Here is a 20,596-nt window from a genome sequence, read left to right on the forward strand (position 1 = left end):
ATTTTACGGAGCCACGGTTCGAAAAAAAATTTATGCAGGGGTGGAAAGAAGGAAAAACCGACATGGAAATGCTGCTTTTTGGTGAATGTAGATGGGTGTAAATCCGTTTACAGTAAACGATTATAGAGGATTTTCCGATATTCCTCAGAAACCTTGGATAAAACCGCCGGGTAAATGAAAAAACAGCCGTTTTTCGGGATAATTTCTTTTCCACTTGAAAAAAAAGTTGAGGAAAAATTACCGCTCATTCGAAATAATGATTATTTTCGGGTACGTTACCGATCAACCAAAAGCAACAGGCAGATATTATGCTGGCTGGCTCCGCTCCCGTATCTTATATTATTATCAACGTATAAATAACATTCAATGGGTCACTCTTCAAGAAGGAAGTTCCTGCGCCAAAGCTCTCTCGGGGCTGCCGGGTACCTGTTAGGCGCCGGGCTGGTGAACAGCTCGTTCGCCTCCTCTTCCGTTTTCTCCGCCTCCCGCACACCCGCCGCCCTCGGCGGCCAGCCGCTCTTCAATGCGGCCAGCTGGGTGAAATGGCCCATGTGGATCCAGTCGGAAGACGAACAGACGCTGATCCAAAGCGTTAGAAGCGGCGTTTGGTCGCGCGCCAAACTGGTAGACGAATTTGAAAGCAAATGGGCCGCCGCTGTAGGCGTTAAAAGATGCCTCACCGTCGTGAACGGCACCAACGCCCTCATCACCGCCATCAACCAGCTGGATATCGGCGCAGGCGACGAAGTGATCACCACCCCCTATACTTTTATCGCTTCCGTACAGGCTATTCTCGCCAACAACGCCATGCCGGTGTTCGCAGACGTTGATCCTGCTACTTATCAGATAGATCCCGCAAAGATCGAAGCGAAGATCACCAAAAAAACAAAGGCCATTCTCGTAGTGCACATCCTCGGCCTGCCCGCGGATATGGACCGCATCATGGCCATTGCGCAGAAACATAACGTCGCGGTGATCGAAGACGCCTGCCAGGCGCATCTCGCCGTGTACGATCATAAAGTGGTGGGCTCCATCGGGAAAGCCGGCTGCTTCAGCTTCCAGAATTCCAAAAACCTGCCCATCGGCGAAGGCGGCGCCATTGTGTCTAACGACGACCGCTTTATCGACAATTGTTTCGCCGCGCATAACCTTGGTTACGCGTACGGTACCTCCACCGGCGCCGTGGCGGGAGACAGTTTCATGAAAGCTTCAAAGATCAGGCTTACCGAATACGCCGCCGCCATCGGCCTCGCGCAGCTCAAACGGCTGGAAGAACAAACCAATACCCGTCATGAGAACGCGGCCTACCTCAGCTCCATGATCAAAGACATTCCAGGCATCCAGCCGATCAAACTCTACGATAAAGTGAATCGCGGCGCTTATCACCTGTATTCCTTCCGCTACGATCCCGCTTCCTTCAAAGGTCTCACCAGGGCCAAATTCATGGACGCGCTCCGCAAAGAAGGCATACCCTGCTCCGGCGGTTACAAGGAAATGCATACGCAGGAATTTATGCGGCAAACGTTCGGCACGCGCGTGTACAAAAGTTTTTATTCGCAAAAGATGCTGGACTTCGAAGATTACAAACGCCGTAATCATTGCCCCGAAAACGCCGCGCTCTGCAACAGCGCGGTATGGATGACGCAGAACATGCTGCTGGGCTCGCGTAAAGACATGGAAGGGATCGCCGAAGCCATCAAAGGCATCAGCAACAACGCGGGAAAGATCTAAAAAATATTATAGTCGAATTACATATTCATGCAAGCAGATAAGCAAGGTGAGCAGGCCATCCTGGAGACATATGCACCACAAACGGAGAAACTGACAGCAAAAACTTTTGATTCCGGCTTCGAGCTGGCGCACGATTCCTACAACGCCATTACGGTGGCAAGCGACGGGCGGGTGTATTACGTGTTGTCGTCAGACAAACACGACGTGGCGGGAAGAATGTACTCGTACGACCCGCGCACCGGAAAGATCAGCCTGTTGGGCGATCTGACCGAGATATGCGGGGAAAAAGGGGAAAAATTCATTTCGCAGGGCAAAAGTCATGTGGAGTTCTTTGAACGAAAAGGCAAACTGTATTTTTCCACGCACGTGGGATATTACGAACTGATAGACGGGATGGACCGCCTGCCGGTGAATGCGCCGGAAGGGTACAAACTGTACAGCGGCGGGCACATCCTGGCGTATGATATGAAAACGGGCGCGTTTGAAGACCTCGGCATTTTGCCCGGCGGCGAAGGCGCGGTGTCGATGACGATGGACGTGGAAAGAGGCAATGTTTTTTGCATTTCCTGGCCGCTTGGCAATTTTATCGCCTTTAACGTGGATACGAAGGATATGAAAAACTTCGGCGCCACGGCCGGCCGCGGCGAAGGCGGCACGCCGGGAAAAGATTTCCGTTCGCTTTGCCGCTCGCTGTTTGTAGACCAGCGCACCGGCGCCGTGTATTTCTCCACGGCTTCCGGCGACATCTACACTTACGCGCCCGGCGATAAACAACCAGGCAAACTCGGCGAGGTAGACCTGCGGATCGATTATTTCGGGAAATACCAGCCGGAACAGCCCGGCAGCATGGGATACAACTGGCGGAAAATATGCTGGCACGAAGAAGACGAAGTGGCCTACGGCGTGCATGGCAACTCCGGTTATCTTTTTAAGTTCGACCCCGCGGCGCAGAAAATAGAACTGATCGAAAGGATCACTTCAAGCCTGTCCCGCAAAAGCGGGATGTTCGACCAGTTCAGCTACGGTTACCTCGGTTTCCAGCTGGGGCCGGACAACGAAACGGTGTATTATCTCACCGGCGGCCCGATCTACGTCAACGGCAAACGCCTCGGCGGGCTGAACGAGATCGGGAAAGGAGCGGCCAAGGGATTGGAGAACCTTCACCTGGTCACTTACCACATCCCGACGGGCAGTTACAACGATCACGGCCCGATCTTTTACGAGAACGGCGACCGCCCGCTGTATGTGAACTCCATCGCCGTAGGGGCAGACGGGGGCATTTACACGCTGGCGAGAATAGAACGCAACGGCAGAACGGTAACGGACCTGATCCGCATCCCGGACCCGCTGCAAAAATCAAAGAACGGATGAAATACGTACTCATAGCGCTGCTGGCCATGCTGCAGCTGGATGTATCCGCGGCATTTGTAAAAGTTGGAACAGGAAGAGTGGTGATCACGCCGGAGCTGCCGTTTTACCTCACCGGTTATGCCGGAAGGGATTCCATGGCCACCGCCAAAGTGCACGACCTTTGGGCGAAAGCGATGGTGATAGAAGAAAACCCTTCGAGCAGGATCGTGATCGTAACCGCGGACGTGCTGGGCCTTACGCCCGCCATTTCCGAAGCGGCCGCGGCGAAGCTGAAAGAAAAATACGGCATCACACGCGCGCAGATCATGTTCAATTCGTCGCACACGCACTCTGGGCCTATGATCTGGCCCGCATTGAGCGTGATCGGCGATTACGATGCGGCAACCATATCGAAATTCACAGCATATGCGGTGAGCCTTACGGACAAACTTGTGGCGGCGGTGGATATGGCGATGCAGAACCTCGAACCGATGCAGCTCAGTCATGGTACAGGCAATGCAACCTTCGCAAAAAACCGCCGCTACAAGCCCGGAACAGACGCGGCCACGGGCGTTGAAAGAAGCAGCCGCAGCGATCACGACGTGCCGGTATTGCTGGCGAGGAACGCCAAAGGAGTAGTAAAAGCGGTGGTGTTCGGTTATGCCTGTCATAATACGACCATGACCGGCGCGCATAATGTGATCAATGGCGACTATGCGGGTTTTGCGCAGATCGAGGTGGAAAAAACGTACCCCGAAGCAACGGCTTTGTTCGTGCTGGGCTGTGCGGGCGACCAGAACCCAGAACCCCGCGGAACGCTGGAGCTCACCGGGCGGCATGGGAAAGAGCTGGCGGAAGCGGTGGAAAAAGTAATAACAGGAAAAACCGAAAATATCGGCGCGCCTTTGCGCAGCGCCTTCGTGAGAACGGAATTGCCGTACCAGCCCTTTACGGCGAAAACATTCCAGAAAGAATTGCAGGAAGGCACGAAATACGAAAAAAGAAGGGCGAAACTGATCATCGAAGCGATGGACAAAGGCTGGGACCTGTCGAACCACAACTACCCGGTGCAGGCGATGCGCATCGGCAACAAACTCACCATTCTTTCGCTGAGCGGCGAAGTGACGGTGGACTATTCGCTGAACGCGAAGAAAAAATATCCCGGCGAAAACCTTTTTGTAGCCGGCTATTGCAACCAGGTAGTGTGTTACATCCCGACGGAAAGGATCATCGAAGAGGGCGGCTACGAACCGGTATCGAGCCAAATGTATTACGGCATGCCGGGCCCTTTCGAAAAAAGCGTGGAAAAGAAAGTGAATGCGGCGATCAGTACGGTCATGCAAAAGGTCGGGCTTACAAAAAAATAACGCTATGCTACAACGATCCCTCATTTTCTGCTGTATGCTGCTGGCCCTTGCCTGCTCGAGCAGCAAGGTAAGCCGGCAGGATGCCGCGGCGGGAAAAACGCAGCTGCTGAAAAACACTTTCGGTACTTACGGCGCGCCGCCGCGCCTGGCAAGCGGCCGCGTGAACATGGAGCAGCTGCTCGCCGAACTGAAGGAGCTGAATGTTACGACCTATCACTGGCTGATATGGCAGAACGAAAATGACTGGGACGACCTGCAGCTGTTTCTCCCGCTGGCGCGCAAACAGAATATCAAAGTATGGGTAACGGTAGTGCCGCCAACGGAATCGAAACCGATCGCCAAAATGTCGTCTGAACCGTACCAGATGGACTATTTGCGCTGGGCGCAGGAATTTGCGCGCCTCAGTCTGAAAGAGCCCAATCTTACCGCCTGGAGCGTCGACGATTTTGCGCACAACCTGAAAACGTTCACGCCCTCTTACACCGATTCGTGCCTGAAAGCGGCAAGCGTCATCAACCCGCGCCTTTCATTCGTGCCATGCGTGTATTACCGGCAGATCACGCCGCAATTCGCCGCAGGCTACGGCTCCCTGCTCGACGGCCTGCTGTTCCCTTACAGGGCCGAATCCGCCGGGGCCAACCTCAAAGACCCGTCGATGGTGGAAAGCGAGATCGCAACGATCCGGAAACTGTTTAAACCGGGCATGCCCGTGTTCGTGGATATCTATGCCACAGCCCATTCGAGGCTGGGCGCCTCAACGCCTGAATATGTGAAGCAGGTGCTTGAATACAGCAAACTATATGCGGACGGGGTGCTGATCTATTGTCACCAGGACCCGGTAAAGTCCGCAGCAAAATACAACATCATCAAGGAAGGATTTAACAAGCGCTGAGAGAATTCAAACAGAGAGAGGTTTTCACTTCCCGTCTGATCCATTGTCGTGTACGTACCCGCAGCAGGTCGAAATTTTATCAATCATAACTATTCTGCTATGGAACGCAAGTGTATTCATTTTTTTGCTGCACTGCTCCTTGCCATGTGTATTGCCCTAACGCTCCCGTTCTCGTCTTACGCCCAGGCCCAGCCAGTGGTTACAGGACTAGTGGTAGAAAAAGGTACCAACACCGCCATGAAGGGAGTGACAGTGACTGTCAAAAACAGCAACCGTAAAACTTATACCGGCGACGATGGCCGCTATTCCATCAATGCCGGTCCCGCGGACATTCTCGTGTTTACTTTCATCAGCATGGAAGCGGTGGAAGAAAACGTAGCGGGAAGATCTACCGTCAACATCACCATGCAAACCAAAGAATCCGCTCTCGGCGAAGTGGTGGTGATCGGCTACAATACCATCCGTAAAAAGGACCTGACCGGCGCGGTAGGGCAGGCGAATGTAAAAGACATGAGCAAAGCGCCCGTGGCGAGTTTCACGGAAGCGCTGGCGGGGCGTGTTGCCGGCGTGCAGGTATCCAGCGCGGACGGGCAGCCAGGCGCCGGGGTGAACATCGTGATACGCGGGCCCGGCTCGCTTACGCAGGACGTTGCGCCACTGTATGTGATAGACGGTTTCCCTGTGGAAGACCTCGATCCCGCCACCCTGAACATGGACGACATCGAATCGCTGTCTATCCTAAAAGACGCGTCTTCCACGGCCATCTACGGCTCCCGCGCGGCCAACGGCGTAGTGCTGATCCAAACAAAAAGAGGAAGGGCCGGGAAACCCACCATCTCCTTCGGCGTTTCCACCGGCTTCCAGCTGGAAAGAAAAAAGATGGAACTGATGAGCCCTTACGAGTACATCAAATATCAGCTGGAAAGGTTCCCTTCCACCAGCGAAGGCTGGCGTTACCTCGCGGAAGGTAAAACGCTGGAAGATTATAAAAACGTAAAAGGAGAAGACTTCCAGGACTACGTTTTCACCCGGGGAAAAGTAGACATCTACAACCTCGCGATCAGGGGCGGCAACGAGCAGACGAAATACTCCGTTTCCGGCTCGCTGTTCGACCAGGACGGCATCATCATCAACACCGGCCTGAAACGTTACACCGCCCGCATCGGCCTGGACCATACCGTGAGCAAACGCATCAAGGTCGGGTTTACCGCCGGTTATTCCGATGTTACCACCTGGGGCCAGCCCATCAGCAGCACGCCCACCAGCAGCACTTCCAGCTACGTAATGTTCCGCACCTGGGCCTACCGCCCCATCGGTTTCCCGGATTCGGACGTGAACCTCGTGGAAGAAGATGCGGACGGCACCTCCGTGAACGCCAGCGATTTCCGCATCAACCCGGTGAGGGACCTCGAAAACCAATATCAGTATAATTACAACAAACAATTCGAAGGGCTGGGCAATGTAAGCGTAGACATCATCGACGGGCTGGTGCTGAAAGTGAGCGGCGGTGTGAGAAGAAATAATTACCAGTACGACAAATTCTTCAACTCCAAGACCACCAAAGGCAGCCCCACGAACCCCAATAACCAGGACGGCGTGAACGGTTCCATCCTTCATACCGAAACCAGCAGCTGGTCTAACGAAAACACGCTGACCTACACAAAAACGATCCGGGAGAAACATACGCTCACCGCGCTCGGGCTGCTCAGTTTTCAGAAAAACGAATTGTCGTCAGACGGGTATTCCAGCAGGCTGCTGCCCAACGAAAAACTCGGCATCGCCGGGTTGAACGATGGCGTAGCATACAATCCCGTGGCCACGCGCTCGCTCAACTCCCGCCAAAGCTACGGCGGCAGGATCGATTACAATTACGATTCGAGATACATGCTAACGCTTACTTTCCGGGCAGACGGCTCGTCGAAGTTCGCGCCCGCCAACCGCTGGGGATATTTCCCGGGAGCGGCCGTGGCGTGGAATATGCAGAATGAAAGATTTTTCGAGGACGCCAAAAGGATCGTCAGCACGTCGAAACTCCGCGGCAGCTTCGGCGTAGTGGGCAACGACCGTGTAGGCGATTTCAGTTACATTTCGGCGCTCACTACGAACATCAACGGTTATTCCTTCCAGAATGCCACGCCATTGCTGATGGTGTACCAGTCCAACCTCGGCAACGTAGACCTGACCTGGGAACGCACCACGTCGACAGACATCGGGTATGAGCTGGGATTGTTCAATAACCGCATCGAACTTACGGCGGACGTGTACAAACGCACGACGGACAACCTGCTGCTCAATGCGCAGCTGCCGCCTACCATCGGTTTTTCCAGCGCCTATAAAAACATCGGGAAGATCGAGAACAAGGGGCTGGAACTGACGCTCAACGCCGGCGTGATCTCCACGAAAGATTTCAGCTGGGAAAGCAGCATCAATATTTCTTTCAACAAAAACAAAGTACTCGCGCTCACCGAAGGCCAGCGTTCGCTGGACAATGCCGTGTCTACCGACGTGAATTACAGCGATAACCTGTACACGTCCGAGATCGGCAAACCTTCCGGCATGATGGTAGGGTATATCTGGGAAGGCAATTACCAGTATTCGGATTTCGACAACCCGGCGCCTGACGTGTACGTGCTGAAGCCGGACGTGCCCGCGAACGGCAGGCCGCGCAACACCATCCGGCCGGGCGACATCAAATACCGTGACCTCAACGGAGACGGCAATGTGAATGCGGACGACAAAACGATCATCGGGAGAGGCCAGCCGATACACACCGGCGGTTTCGTGAACAACTTCCGTTACAAGGGTTTCAGCCTGAACGTGTTTTTCCAGTGGTCGTACGGCGCGGACATTTACAATGCGAACCGCATCACGTTTGAAGGCAATACCAACGGCCGCCGCAACATGAACCAGTTCGCCAGTTATGTCAACCGCTGGACACCTGAGAACCAGACCAACGAACATTTCCGTGCGGGCGGCGAAGGGGTGATCGGCTACCATTCCTCCAAATACCTGGAAGACGGGTCGTACCTGCGGTTGAAAACATTGTCGCTGGACTATTCGCTGCCTTCAGCCCTGCTGAAAAAAGTGTACATGTCCAACCTGAGCCTCAACGTAGCGATGCAGAACCTTTTCACCTGGACGAAATACACCGGGCTGGACCCCGAGGTATCTACCCGCGGCAATATCCTTACGCCCGGGTACGATTATTCGGCGTACCCGCAGGCGAGAACGATCACTTTTGGTCTGAAAGCAAACTTCTAAATCGCTTAAAATCTTCAGGTATGAAAATCAGATATTTCATTTTACTGGGTTTTATCCTTCTTTCTTCAGGTTCGTGTAAAGATTTTCTCGATACAAAACCGGAAGACGCGCTATTCCCCGGCAATTATTATCAAACCGCCGAAGAGCTGGACTATGCGCTCACCGCGGTATATCATACATTAGGCTCAGACCCTACCTATGGCAACAACCTGCTGTACCTCCTCGGCTGGACGGCCGACGAAGGTTTCATGAACCGCAGCAGCATCGCCACCGGCGCGTTCCGGCTGAACCATTCGCCCGGCGATACCTACGTAACCGCGTTCTGGCGCGAGCTGTACAATGGCATCAACCGTGCGAACATTTTACTGGAGAACGTAGACAACAACCTATCGATCCCCGAGGAAAAACGGCGAACGGTGAAAGGCGAAGCGCTTTTCCTGCGCGGGTATCTTTATTTCCTGCTCGTGCAGAACTTCGGCGGCGTGCCGATTAAGGTTACTTCCAGCAAATCCGCTGTAGACGTGCATATCCAGCGAAACACGGTGAAAGAAACTTACGAACAGGTATTAAAAGACATGACCGAAGCGGAAGGGCTGGTACAGGACATTTCGACGCTGGGCTTCGGGGGAAGGGTGTCTAAATCCGCCGTGCGCGGCATTTTGATGAGGGTGAACCTCTATATGGCCGGTTACCCGCTGAAAGAAACCGCGCGTTACCAGGAAGTGATCAAATGGGGCGACAAGATCATGCAGGACGGCGCCTCCGGGCATGCCATGAACCCCAGTTTCTCCAATATTTTCATCACCATCGCGCAGGAGAAATACGACATTAAAGAAAGCATCTGGGAAGTGGAATTTATCGGCAACAGTTCGGAAGTATACAACGAAACCGGCCGCAATGGCTGGATCAACGGTATCGCCACGCCGAATACCAACACCGGCCGGTCTGACGGGTACATGACCTGGACGGCGAAACTCTACAACAGCTACGAGCCCGGCGACCTGCGCAAATACTGGTGCATCCCGCATTTCAACTATGCTGCGTTGCCCGCTGCCGCCGGTACCAAAACGCTGGTAAGCGAAAACTTTTCAGAAGCAACGAAATACGCCCGCACGCCCGGCAAGTTCAGAAGGGAATTTGAAACGCAGATACCCAAAAGCGCCACGCGTTCGCCCATCAACGTGCCCCTGCTGCGTTACACCGATGTGGTGATGATGTACGCCGAAGCGCTGAATGAAATACAAGGCCCCGTGCAGCAGGCCGTAAGCCTGGTGAACCAGGTAAGGCGCAGAAGCTGGTCTACCGGCATCAAAAGTTTCACCGTCACCAACGGCGGCAGCGGCTATACCGCCGCGCCCGCGGTAACCATTTCCGGCAACGGCGGCGCTTCCGCGAAAGCCGTGCTCACCAACGGCGTAGTAACCGGCATCGCGCTGGACCGAGACCCGACGGGCGTTACGTATTCGCTGGCCGGCACTTACACGTCGGTGCCCACCGTTACGCTCAGCGGCGGAGACGGTTCCGGCGCACAGGCCACCGCGGAAATATTCCGGCTCGAAGACGCGGACGTAAAACCCGCCTTCACCGCATCCAAAGAAACATTCCGGAAATTCATACAGGACGAAAGGATGCGCGAGTTCAATTTCGAGAACATGCGCCGTTCGGACCTTTTGCGCTGGGAAATTTACGACCAGGTGAACCGCGATATGGCGGCAATTATGACCACGGATATTCCCGGCTCGGTGTTCATCACCTACTATGGCAATATGGAATCGCCGAAACACCTGCTGCTGCCTATTCCCAGCGCTGAAATGGTGACGAACAACAAAATGGTGCAGAACCCGGGTTGGTAAACATCAAAAAAGAAATTTTTATGCAGTACAAATTCATATGGCTGATATGCCTCGTGCTCACGGTAAGCGCCTGCTCGGAAAAGCTCGGCGAGATCCCGGAACCGCAGCTGCAAGTGAAAGTGGACAAAACTACTTTCAGCGTGGATGAACCGGTGGTATTCACGTTTTCCGGCGACCAGACGAACATATCTTTTTATTCCGGCGAAGTGTTCAACGACTACGCTTTTAAAGACGGCCGCACGGTAGACCTTGCCGGGCAGGGCGCCACGCTCGATTTTTTTTCGCAGTTGTCCGGCACCGGCACGCAAACCGGGCAGGTAAGCGTGTGGTTATCTAACAACTACAGCGGCGCCGGCGATCTTGCCAGCGTAAAAGCCGCCGCATGGACGGACGTGACCAGCAGCTTCACCCTTGCTACAGCCGCTACCAACGTGGCTTCCGGCAAACTGGACGTGAGCGGATGGGTGGCGGACGGCAAGCCGCTTTTCATCGGTTTTAAATACATCACCAAACCGCAGGCCGTGAACGGGCTGGCGCGGGTATGGTGGATACAAAGCCTTGCAGTGCGGAGCAAAGCCGAAGCGCTGGGCGGGAAAGAACTTTTGCTCACCGACCAGGAAAATGCGGGCTTCAGAACGATCGACCAGTTTCCGGCAGATGCGCCGTCGCTTACAACGATCTCGGCTACACGCGTTACGCTGCTGGGCAACAAATACAAAGATCCGCTGGATTCCATCTACAACCCGGATTATTCCATCTACGACCCGAATAACCCGATCTACGACCCGAAAAGCCCGACGTACCAGCCCACAGCAAGGCCGCCGGTATTTGTGCCTTATGACCCGAACAGTCCGTACAACGATCCCGCGACCGAAACCTGGGTAATTTCCAAAGCGATAACGGAGGGCAAGATAAACCTCGGGCCAGACAAGGCGGTGTCCATCAAGGGCATCAACCTCGACGTGCTCGACAATTACACGTACACTTATAAAACGCCCGGCAAATACAACGTATATTTTGTAGCCAAAAACCATAACATCGACGGGGAAAAAACGGTAGTGCGCCAGCTGGAGCTTACCATTACGCCCTGATAAAAACAGCTCATGAACAGAAGGAATTTCGTCAGGAACATGGCAGGTTCCGCTTCCGGCATTCTTTTGGGAAGCGGCCTGCTGCAGGCTTCGGCCGCGGAAACGCCCGCTCATGCAACGGCAGGCGGCAGCGCGGAAGCACGCATCAAAAAAATGATGAGTTACCGCAAGCTCGACGCGCATGTGCACCTCGGCCTGTCTAACGACCCGCCCGAACTGAATGTCGACTTCGCGGAACGTCTCGGCATCGACCGGATGTACCTCTCCAAACCCGTTACCCGCGGCCCCGGCGCGCCGGAAGATTTCCGCGCCTGCAACGACGTGATCCTGAAAGCGATGAAAAAATATCCCAACAGGCTTTCCGGCATGCTCACGCTCAACCCGCAATTCCCGAAAGAATCGCTGGAAGAGATCAAACGCTGCACCGGCGAAGGAATGACGGGCATCAAGGTATATTACCAGGTGAAGATCAACGACCCGCTGTTTTATCCCATCATCGAAAAAGCGATAGCGCTGAAAATGATCATCCTCATGCACGCCGAAGCGTCGCTGGGCATTGCGGGCTACCGCATGAAGTACGACCAGAAGATCAAACCGCTGGTGTCCCGCCCGGAAGATTTCATCGAGGCCGCCACGCGATACCCGGAAGCGATGCTGCAATACGCGCACACCGGCGGCGGTCCGGACTGGGAGTACGCCTGCAAGGCGCTTCGTCATCATAAAAATGTATATGTGGACGTTTCCGGGAGCAACAACGAGAACAATATGGTGGAGTTCGCCGTGAAAACGCTGGGCGTGGAAAGAGTGCTCTTCGGCTCGGACAACATGTATTATCAATCCGTGGGAAAGATCATGGATGCACGGCTGACGGAAGAAGACAAAAAGAAAATATTCTTTGACAATTACAATAACATTCTGAAGAAAGGAGGCCATCATGTTGATTGACATCAATGCTTACACCGGGCACTGGCCATTCAAGCAGCTGCACGGCAATACCTGCGACGGGCTTCTCGAAAGGATGAAGGAGTACGGCACGGACCTGTCTGTGATCACGAACCTGCATGGCGTATTTTACAAGAACACACAATCTGCCAACGACGAACTGTACCGCGAAGTGCGTTCCAAAAGGGCGTTTAACGACCGTTTTCTTCCCTTCGGCATTATCAATCCCATTTACGCCGGCTGGAAGGATGATTTTAATACCTGTGTGAAGGACTACGGCATGAAAGGCATCCGTGTTTTCCCCAATTACCATGATTATACCATCGACGATCCTAACCTGGTGGAGCTGGTGAAAATGGCGAGGGACGCGGATGTTGCCGTAGCGCTCACCATGCGCGTCGTAGACAGCCGGCAGCGTTCCTGGATGGACCTTTCCACGGAATGGCCAATGAAAGACTACCTGCCGCTGCTGCGCGCCGTGCCCGACGCAAAGTTCATGCTGCTGAACCTCGGCACCAACATGGCATTGTCCGACGAAGACGTGAAAACCATCAAAGACGGGAACGTGCTGATAGACACGTCCGGCCGATACATTACGCATTTTGCGAATTATGTGAAACGTTTCGGCAAAGAGAAGTTTGCTTTCGGCACGCACTTCCCCGTGCTCGATTATTACAGCGGGCTGTTGCGGATAGAATCGTTGCGGAAAGAAGAAGCGAACGAAGAAGACAGGGAACTGTTCAGGCATCTCAACGTGAAGCGCTTCCTCAAGCTCTAGGTATGCCTTCCCGGGATATTTTTTCCTATTTTCGGGCCGGGGATCATTGTCCTAACCGCTAAAATGCCATGAAATCATCCAATAACGCAAAAAAGGAGCAACAGTTGTCGGGAATCAAGGAGATTGCCAGGAGGGCGAACGTGTCGATCGCTACGGTCGACCGTGTGATCCACGACCGGCCGGGCCTGGCGCCAAGCACGAAAGAAAAGGTACTGAAGATCATCAAGGAACTGAATTACCAGCCCAATATTCATGCGCGCCGCCTGAGCCTGGCAAAACAATTCAGGATCGCCACGCTGATTCCCGTGCGGTCGAAAGAGACGAGTTTCTGGGAAGGGCCGCTGAAAGGGATCGAAATGGCTTCCGCGGAGATCAGCCAGTACGGCGCAACGGTGGAGAAATTTTTTTACGACCAGGAATCCGTGGCGTCTTTTCAACAACAGGCCAACCTGCTGCTGAAATCCAAGCCGGACGGGCTTTTGTTCGCTCCTGCTTTTATGGACGAATCGGTGCTGTTCGTACAGAAATGCCAGAAACTGGGCATTCCTTACGTGCTGATGGATTCCGACCTGCCCGGCGAAAACAGCCTGGCGTATATCGGGCCGAACCAGAACGCCAGCGGCAGCCTGGCCGCGCACCTGATCAGTTACCTGGTGGAGAAAGACGACAGCATCCTGATCGTGAATATTTCGAAAGAGCTGGACGACCAGCATCACCTGCTGAAAAAGGAAGAAGGTTTCAGGAATTATTTCCGGACGCATCGCTGGGATAACCAGATATTAAAGATCAACATCAGCAAAACCGATCCGAAGTCCATCGAAAAAGGCCTGGCGGGGATGTTCAAAGACCATCCCAATATCAGGGTGGTGTTTGTGACCAACTCGCGTGTGTCGAACGTAGCGGCTTTCGTGGAAAAGCTGGACAGGAAAGTGATATTGATGGGATACGATTTTGTGAACGAAAACATCGAGTATATCGAAAAAGGTGTGATCGACTTCCTGATCTGCCAGAAACCGCTGGAGCAGGCTTACAAAGGCGTGATGACGTTGTACCAGCACCTGGCCATTTCTTTCCCGGTGAAAAAAGTGACGTTTATGCCGATCGATATCATCACGCGGGAGAATTATAGTTTTTACAATTACTGATAACGATAAAAGCGGGCGAGCCCCGCTCTTTTCAGGGCTTGATCCGGTAACGTTACCGGGTGTGTGGAAGGATCACTTTTACAAGCTATCGTATGGCAAATAAAGATATGGGCCGGCGGCACTTCATCGGCCGGCTCACGGCGGCATCCGTGGCGGGCATGATCGGGCCCGCGCTGCAGGCGTTTTCGGCCGTTCCTTCGAAAAAGGCCGGGGTACTGGCCGTGCTGGGCGGCGAGCCGGTGAGGGCGGCCGTTAAAAAATGGCCGAAGTGGCCGCATGTAGACGACCGGATGATCGAAGAAGTGGTGAAAACCACCAAAAGCGGCATCTGGAGCAGGATACAATCGCCCGTAAATGGCGCGGTGGCCACTTTTGAAAAACAATTTGCCGCCATGACCGGCGCAAAACATTGCATCGGCACGGGCTCAGGCACACAGGCGCTGGCCATTTGCGTGGAAGCGCTCGGCATCGGCCCTGGCGACGAAGTGATCACTTCGCCCTACACCGATTTCGGCACCGTATCCGCCATTCTCACCAGCAGGGCTTTGCCCGTGCTCGCCGACCTCGATCCCGCATCGTACCAGCTGGACCCGGCGGACGTGGAACGCAAGATCACGCCGCGCACCAAAGCCATCATGCCCGTGCACATCATGGGCCTGCCCGCCGATATGGACCGCATTATGGCCATCGCAACGAAACATAACCTGAAAGTGATCGAAGACGCCTGCCAGGGCGCGCTCGCAAAATACCGCGGCAAAGCGCTGGGCACCATCGGGCACCTGGGCTGTTTCAGTTTCCAGGCCAGCAAATCTATCGCCTGCGGCGAAGGCGGCGCCATCGTCGGTAACGACGATCAGCTGATGGACCAGTGTTACACCGTGCACAATCATGGCACCAACCGTAAAGGCAAACACGTTACCATCGGGCCGAAGAACAGGATGAACGAATTTGAGGCCGCCATTCTCAACGGGCAGCTGCCCACGGCTGCGGACCGTTTCCTGCTGCGCAATAAAAACGTGGCTTATCTGAATTCAAAGCTGAAAGGATTTGCCGGCCTCGTGCCGCAAAAACAATACGAAGGCACCGAAAGCGGCGGTTTTTACAACTGGGCGCTGTCTTACAAAAAAGAACATTTCAACAACGCCAGCCGCCAGCAGTTCCTGAAAGCCGTTGCAGCGGAAGGCATCGCGCTGAGCCCGTACATTCCCAACGGCCTGCACCGCGAAGCCTGGATCGATCACATCCTGGAGCTGGACGAATACAAAAATATATTCCCTGCGGAAAGGCTGAAAAAATTCCGGGAAGACGCAGCGCAGATGCCCGGCTGCGACCAGGTGTGCGCGGAAATGATCGTATTGCCCGGCTCCGGCCCGCTGATCGCCGGAACGGCGGACATGGACGACATTATCAACGCCATCATGAAAGTGTACGAAAACAGGGACAAGCTCGCATCGTTATGAAAATGACCATTCGTTTATATTGTATAATCCTCGTTGCGGCGTTGCTGCCGGATATCTCGAAAGCCGCGACCGGCGACACTTTGAAAGTATCCTGTTTTGACGTGGACGCCACGCCGCCGCCGGGCACCTGGCTGGTGTACGACAAAATGATCAACAGCTGGGACCAGGGGCTGCGCGCCAAAGGCATTGTGTTGACCGGCGCGGGCAAACCCATCGTGCTTTGCGTGGTAGACTGGATCGGCATTGCCAACGAAGGGTACGACCAGTTCTGCGAGGCGCTGGCGGAAGCGGCCGGTACCACGCCAGACCGTGTGGCGCTGCATGCGCTGCACCAGCACGATGCGCCGGTTTGCGATTTCGGCGCAGAGCGATGGTTGAAAAAAGAAGGAATGGACCCGCTCGGCTTCGAAGGCACTTTCGCCCGCGAAGTGATCCGCCGGCTGCGCGAAGCGGTGCCCGTCGCAATGAAACAGGCGAAACCCGTAACGCATATCGGGCTGGGGAAAGCAGAAGTATTTAAAGTAGCTTCCAACCGCCGCATCGTGAGCGACGGAAAAGTGATCGCATCGAGAACTTCGGCCACGCGGGATTCCGCGGTGAGAAGCCGGCCCGAAGGGCTGATAGACCCGATCGTATCGCTCATCAGTTTCTGGAACAACGAGAAACCCGTGGCGGTGCTGAGTTATTACGCCACGCACCCGCAAAGTTATTACCGCACCGGCGTTGCGAACCCGGACATACCGGGCGTAGCGCGCTTTTTCCGGCAACTGGCCGTACCCGATGCGCTGCACCTGCATTTCAACGGTGCAGGCGGCAACATCACCGCGGGCAAATACAACGACGGCGCGCACGAAAACAGGCTGATACTGGCGGAGCGCCTGGCAGACGGCATGCAGCGCGCATGGAAACAAACCGTGAAAACAAAGATCTCACCCAACGACGTAACATGGAGAACGGTGCCGGTAGCGCTTCCGCCGAAAGAAAGCCTGAACACGCTGGGGGAATTGCTGCATAAGGAAACCAGCACTTTCGTGGCGAACAATGCCTCGAAGATCGTCTGGCTGGAAAGAGTGAAAAAAGGCAGAACGATCAGCCTCAGCAGCCTGGGTATCGGCAAAGCGCGCATGGTACACCTGCCCGGCGAATGTTTCATCGAATACCAGCTGGCCGCCAAAGCCGTGCGGCCGGACCTTTTCGTGACCGTAGCCGCGTACGGCGATTATGCGCCCGGCTACATCGGTACCGCCGATGCATACGCCGAAGGCGGTTATGAAACCGGCCAGGCCTCGGCCGTAAAACCGGAAGTGGAAAAAATACTGATCAACGCGATAAAAAAACTACTGGCGAAATAAAAACATACAACAGGCGAACCATATTGAATCCGTAGCGCATTGAAGACCTTTAAATCCAAAAACTGAATTTTTGTTCCTGGCTCATTCGGAAACCGTTTCCATCCCTGTTGCCGGTAACGTTACCGAGCCTGTATGGTGGCCCGTTTTGAGCGCCCGCTTTATTTATTGACATACAAAATAAGATCGTTTTATGGCTGTCAACTTAATGTTGAAGACGGGATGTTATTTCCCCGTCGCCCGCTCCCGCATGTACCGCTCCCGGAGGGTGGCGGTGTGCTGTTGCATCCTGCTGCTGGTATGCATAATGCAGGCTGTGGCTGGTAATATGACCGGTAAAGACGTTGCGGTGAAAGGCCTGGTGACCGGCGAAGGCGGCATTGCGCTGCCCGGCGTTTCCATTGTGCAGAAAGGCGGCACGCGCAATGCCGCCATCACCGACGAAGCCGGCCGCTTCAGCATCAGCGTGCCGGAAGACGCGGTACTTGTATTTACCTACACCGGTTACCAGCGAAGGGAAGTGCCGGTGAATGGCGCCGCCACGCTCAACGTGCAGCTGTCGCCCGAAGTAAAATCGCTGGAAGCCGTTGTGGTAACGGCCCTCGGCCTCGAGCGCAAAAAACGGACGCTCACTTACAGCACCCAGGGCGTGAGCGCAAAAGAGCTGAGCGAAGCAAGAGCATTGAATATGGTGAACGCCCTGCAGGGAAAAGTAGCGGGGCTCAACATCAACTCCGGCTCAAGCGGCGTAGGCTCGCAGGCCAGGGTAACGCTGCGCGGCAACCGCTCCATCAGCGGGAACAGTCAGCCCCTGTACGTGATAGACGGTGTGGTGGTGCGCGCCAGCCCGGCAGACATCAATACGGATAACATCGCATCGATGAACGTGCTGAAAGGCGCGAACGCGGCGGCTTTGTACGGCAGCGCGGGGCAGAACGGCGTGATCGTGATAGAAACAAAAAAAGGCAGGCAGGGCATACAGGTCAGCCTGAACTCCACTTACATGGCCGAAACGGCGATCCTTACCACGCCCTATCAATACGAGTACGGGCAAGGCGTTTCGGGCAATTACCTGAAAACCTCCGAATCGTCTTGGGGCCCGAAGCTGGACGGCGGCATGGTGGATACCTGGAGCCTGGACCCGGCGGATGCGGGCGTGAAATACGCTTTCCTGCCAGACAGGAAAGCGCGTGAAAACATTTTCCGCACCGGGCACAATTGGGCCACCAACGTGTCCGTTAGCGCGGGCGGCGAAAAAACGCGCACGCTCTTCACCTACACGCACACCAATGGCGCGGGCATACTGCCGGAGAATGAGCTTTCCCGCCACAATGCCGCGCTGCGCGTCACCAACCAGATCACCAGCCGCCTTACGCTCGATGTAAAGCTGGATTATATGAAACAAAAGATCGACAACCGGCTTGACGAAGGCGAATCCAGCTTCAACCCGCTGCGGCAGGTGGCTACCATGCCCGCCAACATCCGCAGCCAGGACGTGGAGCATTTCGAATACGTAGATCCCGTGCTGGGCGTGATGCGGCAAAACTACTGGAACCCCGGCACGGTAACCGGCGCAAACCCTTACTGGACGCTGTACCGCAATCTTCGTTACAATAAAGTGGACCGGCTGATGGGCCTCGTGTCGCTCAGTTACCAGTTCTCCGAAAATTTCCGCGCCGCCATCCGCGGCTCTTTCGACGGGGAAAACAATGCCCTCGAAGAAAAATCCTACTACGGCACCTACCGCGATCCTTCCGGCCGTTACGCCGTGGGCAAAGGCTCGTCTATGCTGGTAAACGGCGATTTTTTGCTGAGCTACAACAAAAAGATCAATGCGGACTGGGGCGTTACGGCCAATGCGGGCGGCGAGATCAGGCATATCAAAGACGATGCGCTGAGCGCCAATACCGGCACGGGCATGAGCATCCCGAATTTCTTCGCATTGTCTAACCTCGCGCTGGCGCCTGCCGCCGCTTACACGCCGGGCGTTGCGATGGAAACGCAATCATTTTATGCCAATGCGCAGCTAGGGTGGAAAGACGCCGTCTTCCTGGAATTAACGGGCAGGAACGACTGGAGCTCCACCCTGGCAGCGGATAACCGTTCTTATTTTTACCCCTCCGCAGGCGTCAGCGCGGTGATCTCCGAACTGGCGCAATTACCTGCGGCCTTCACTTACCTGAAGCTCCGCGGCTCCTGGGCGCAGGTGGGCAACGGCGCATCGCCCGGATTGCTGCAACGTTTCGCGGCCAGCGCCCCGGGCGGCAACCTGGGGTATCTTTCGCTGAACACGACGCTGCCGAACAAAAACCTGAAACCCGAGATCACGCGCTCGCTGGAAGCGGGGCTGGAACTGCGGATGTTCAACGACCGCATCGGCATCGATGCAACCGTTTACCGCACAAACACGAACAACCAGATCTTCCTGCAGGCCTTGCCTGTGGGCAGCGGCGCGCTCAGCTTTTACACCAACGGCGGAGATGTCGAGAACCGCGGCGTGGAAGTGATCCTCAACACGACGCCGGTACGCGCCACGCATTTCAACTGGGACCTCAACTTCAATTTCTCGCGCAACGTGAATACCGTAAAGGAACTGTCTGACGAAATACCCACGCTGATCGTAGGCGGCGATACCTACATGCGGAATTTTGTGCTGGAAGAAGGAAAACCCTTCGGGCAGATCTACGGCAAAGGTTTCGCGCGCGACACGAAAGGCCGCGTAATAATAGGTTCCAACGGCCTGCCGCAAACCACGCCGGGCAAAACGGTGCTGCTCGGCAACGTCAATCCCGACTGGACGGGTGGTGTATCCAGCGTGTTCGGCTGGAAGAACTGGTCTGCCAGTTTCGTGATCAGCCATAAACAGGGCGGGGACATCGCTTCGTTCACCGACGCGATCCTTTACGGCGAAGGGCTTACCGAAGAAACGCTGCAGGGCCGGGACGGCGGATTGATTTTCGGGAAAAACATCCTGCAGGATATTCCCGCGGCGAGAGCGGACGGTTCGGAAAATACGGTGGCGGTGAACGCGCAGCAGCTCTGGCAATTCCTCGGCGGAAGAACCGCGCCCGTAGGCGAAATGTTCGTGCGTTCCGCTACCAATACGCGTTTGCGCGAGTTCACGCTGGGTTACAAGCTGCCGGGATCTTTGTTCAGCAAAGGCCCGCTGGCATCCGTGCAGGTATCGCTGGTGGGAAGGAACCTGTTTTTCCTCTACCGCGAAGCCAAAGGGCTCGACCCCGATTACACGCAGGGCACGGAAACGATATCCGAAGGTTTCCAGTCGTTTGCCCTGCCGCCGTCGCGTTCGTTCGGCGCTAACATCAAGATCAACTTTAAATAGGTAAAGATGAAAAAACATATTATTCCCCTAATAA

13 protein-coding genes are annotated in these 20,596 nt (G+C 54.9%); all 13 read left to right on the plus strand.

Going from position 1 to position 20,596, the window contains the following annotated elements; genetic code table 11:
- Positions 1-366: 366 nt before the first annotated feature.
- The 13 genes from J7I43_RS19900 (at position 367) to J7I43_RS19960 (ending at position 20,562) form a co-directional block, all read left to right on the plus strand.
- Positions 367-1,731: a DegT/DnrJ/EryC1/StrS family aminotransferase gene (locus tag J7I43_RS19900; protein WP_209147615.1), complete on the plus strand. Its 1,365-nt coding sequence runs from the start codon at positions 367-369 to the stop codon at positions 1,729-1,731.
- 27 nt (positions 1,732-1,758) lie between these two features.
- Positions 1,759-3,102 carry an NHL repeat-containing protein gene (locus J7I43_RS19905; RefSeq protein ID WP_209147616.1) on the plus strand — a complete coding sequence of 448 codons (1,344 nt, stop codon included), beginning with the start codon at positions 1,759-1,761 and terminating at the stop codon, positions 3,100-3,102.
- On the plus strand, positions 3,099-4,448 hold the full coding sequence (locus J7I43_RS19910; protein ID WP_209147617.1) for a neutral/alkaline non-lysosomal ceramidase N-terminal domain-containing protein: 1,350 nt from the start codon (positions 3,099-3,101) through the stop codon (positions 4,446-4,448). The genes J7I43_RS19905 and J7I43_RS19910 overlap by 4 nt, the downstream gene beginning before the upstream one ends.
- A gap of 4 nt (positions 4,449-4,452) precedes the next feature.
- Positions 4,453-5,340 carry a hypothetical protein gene (locus tag J7I43_RS19915; RefSeq protein ID WP_209147618.1) on the plus strand — a complete coding sequence of 296 codons (888 nt, stop codon included), beginning with the start codon at positions 4,453-4,455 and terminating at the stop codon, positions 5,338-5,340.
- 144 nt (positions 5,341-5,484) lie between these two features.
- Positions 5,485-8,601 carry a SusC/RagA family TonB-linked outer membrane protein gene (locus tag J7I43_RS19920; RefSeq protein WP_209147619.1) on the plus strand — a complete coding sequence of 1,039 codons (3,117 nt, stop codon included), beginning with the start codon at positions 5,485-5,487 and terminating at the stop codon, positions 8,599-8,601.
- A 20-nt stretch (positions 8,602-8,621) separates the two neighbouring features.
- On the plus strand, positions 8,622-10,454 hold the full coding sequence (locus tag J7I43_RS19925; protein WP_209147620.1) for a RagB/SusD family nutrient uptake outer membrane protein: 1,833 nt from the start codon (positions 8,622-8,624) through the stop codon (positions 10,452-10,454).
- Between the two features lie 20 nt (positions 10,455-10,474).
- On the plus strand, positions 10,475-11,545 hold the full coding sequence (locus tag J7I43_RS19930; protein ID WP_209147621.1) for a DUF5017 domain-containing protein: 1,071 nt from the start codon (positions 10,475-10,477) through the stop codon (positions 11,543-11,545).
- Positions 11,546-11,557: 12 nt separating this feature from the next.
- Positions 11,558-12,490, plus strand: a complete 933-nt coding sequence (locus tag J7I43_RS19935) for an amidohydrolase family protein (protein ID WP_209147622.1) — start codon at positions 11,558-11,560, stop codon at positions 12,488-12,490.
- Positions 12,480-13,265, plus strand: coding sequence for an amidohydrolase family protein (locus J7I43_RS19940; protein WP_209147623.1), 786 nt, complete (start codon positions 12,480-12,482; stop codon positions 13,263-13,265). The genes J7I43_RS19935 and J7I43_RS19940 overlap by 11 nt, the downstream gene beginning before the upstream one ends.
- A gap of 68 nt (positions 13,266-13,333) precedes the next feature.
- Complete coding sequence (locus J7I43_RS19945; protein ID WP_209147624.1) at positions 13,334-14,410, plus strand: LacI family DNA-binding transcriptional regulator; 1,077 nt, start codon at positions 13,334-13,336, stop codon at positions 14,408-14,410.
- 92 nt (positions 14,411-14,502) lie between these two features.
- Entirely contained in the window at positions 14,503-15,870 is a 1,368-nt protein-coding gene (locus J7I43_RS19950) for a DegT/DnrJ/EryC1/StrS family aminotransferase (protein ID WP_209147625.1), read from the plus strand.
- A complete protein-coding gene (locus J7I43_RS19955; protein WP_209147626.1) occupies positions 15,867-17,222 on the plus strand; it encodes a hypothetical protein in 1,356 nt (451 codons plus the stop codon). Before J7I43_RS19950 ends, J7I43_RS19955 begins: the two co-directional genes overlap by 4 nt.
- A 190-nt stretch (positions 17,223-17,412) precedes the next feature.
- On the plus strand, positions 17,413-20,562 hold the full coding sequence (locus tag J7I43_RS19960) for a SusC/RagA family TonB-linked outer membrane protein (protein ID WP_209147627.1): 3,150 nt from the start codon (positions 17,413-17,415) through the stop codon (positions 20,560-20,562).
- The last annotated feature ends 34 nt before the right edge of the window (positions 20,563-20,596 follow it).

It is taken from the genome of Chitinophaga chungangae, from assembly GCF_017742215.1.
GTDB classification, from domain to species: domain Bacteria; phylum Bacteroidota; class Bacteroidia; order Chitinophagales; family Chitinophagaceae; genus Chitinophaga; species Chitinophaga chungangae.

What these genes read in the sequence shown, in the direction of transcription:
- J7I43_RS19900 (WP_209147615.1), top strand. Translation starts at nt 367, where the DNA reads ATGGGTCACTCTTCAAGAAGGAAGTTCCTGCGCCAAAGCTCTCTCGGG.
- J7I43_RS19905 (WP_209147616.1), top strand. Translation starts at nt 1,759, where the DNA reads ATGCAAGCAGATAAGCAAGGTGAGCAGGCCATCCTGGAGACATATGCA.
- J7I43_RS19910 (WP_209147617.1), top strand. Translation starts at nt 3,099, where the DNA reads ATGAAATACGTACTCATAGCGCTGCTGGCCATGCTGCAGCTGGATGTA.
- J7I43_RS19915 (WP_209147618.1), top strand. Translation starts at nt 4,453, where the DNA reads ATGCTACAACGATCCCTCATTTTCTGCTGTATGCTGCTGGCCCTTGCC.
- J7I43_RS19920 (WP_209147619.1), top strand. Translation starts at nt 5,485, where the DNA reads ATGTGTATTGCCCTAACGCTCCCGTTCTCGTCTTACGCCCAGGCCCAG.
- J7I43_RS19925 (WP_209147620.1), top strand. Translation starts at nt 8,622, where the DNA reads ATGAAAATCAGATATTTCATTTTACTGGGTTTTATCCTTCTTTCTTCA.
- J7I43_RS19930 (WP_209147621.1), top strand. Translation starts at nt 10,475, where the DNA reads ATGCAGTACAAATTCATATGGCTGATATGCCTCGTGCTCACGGTAAGC.
- J7I43_RS19935 (WP_209147622.1), top strand. Translation starts at nt 11,558, where the DNA reads ATGAACAGAAGGAATTTCGTCAGGAACATGGCAGGTTCCGCTTCCGGC.
- J7I43_RS19940 (WP_209147623.1), top strand. Translation starts at nt 12,480, where the DNA reads ATGTTGATTGACATCAATGCTTACACCGGGCACTGGCCATTCAAGCAG.
- J7I43_RS19945 (WP_209147624.1), top strand. Translation starts at nt 13,334, where the DNA reads ATGAAATCATCCAATAACGCAAAAAAGGAGCAACAGTTGTCGGGAATC.
- J7I43_RS19950 (WP_209147625.1), top strand. Translation starts at nt 14,503, where the DNA reads ATGGCAAATAAAGATATGGGCCGGCGGCACTTCATCGGCCGGCTCACG.
- J7I43_RS19955 (WP_209147626.1), top strand. Translation starts at nt 15,867, where the DNA reads ATGAAAATGACCATTCGTTTATATTGTATAATCCTCGTTGCGGCGTTG.
- J7I43_RS19960 (WP_209147627.1), top strand. Translation starts at nt 17,413, where the DNA reads ATGGCTGTCAACTTAATGTTGAAGACGGGATGTTATTTCCCCGTCGCC.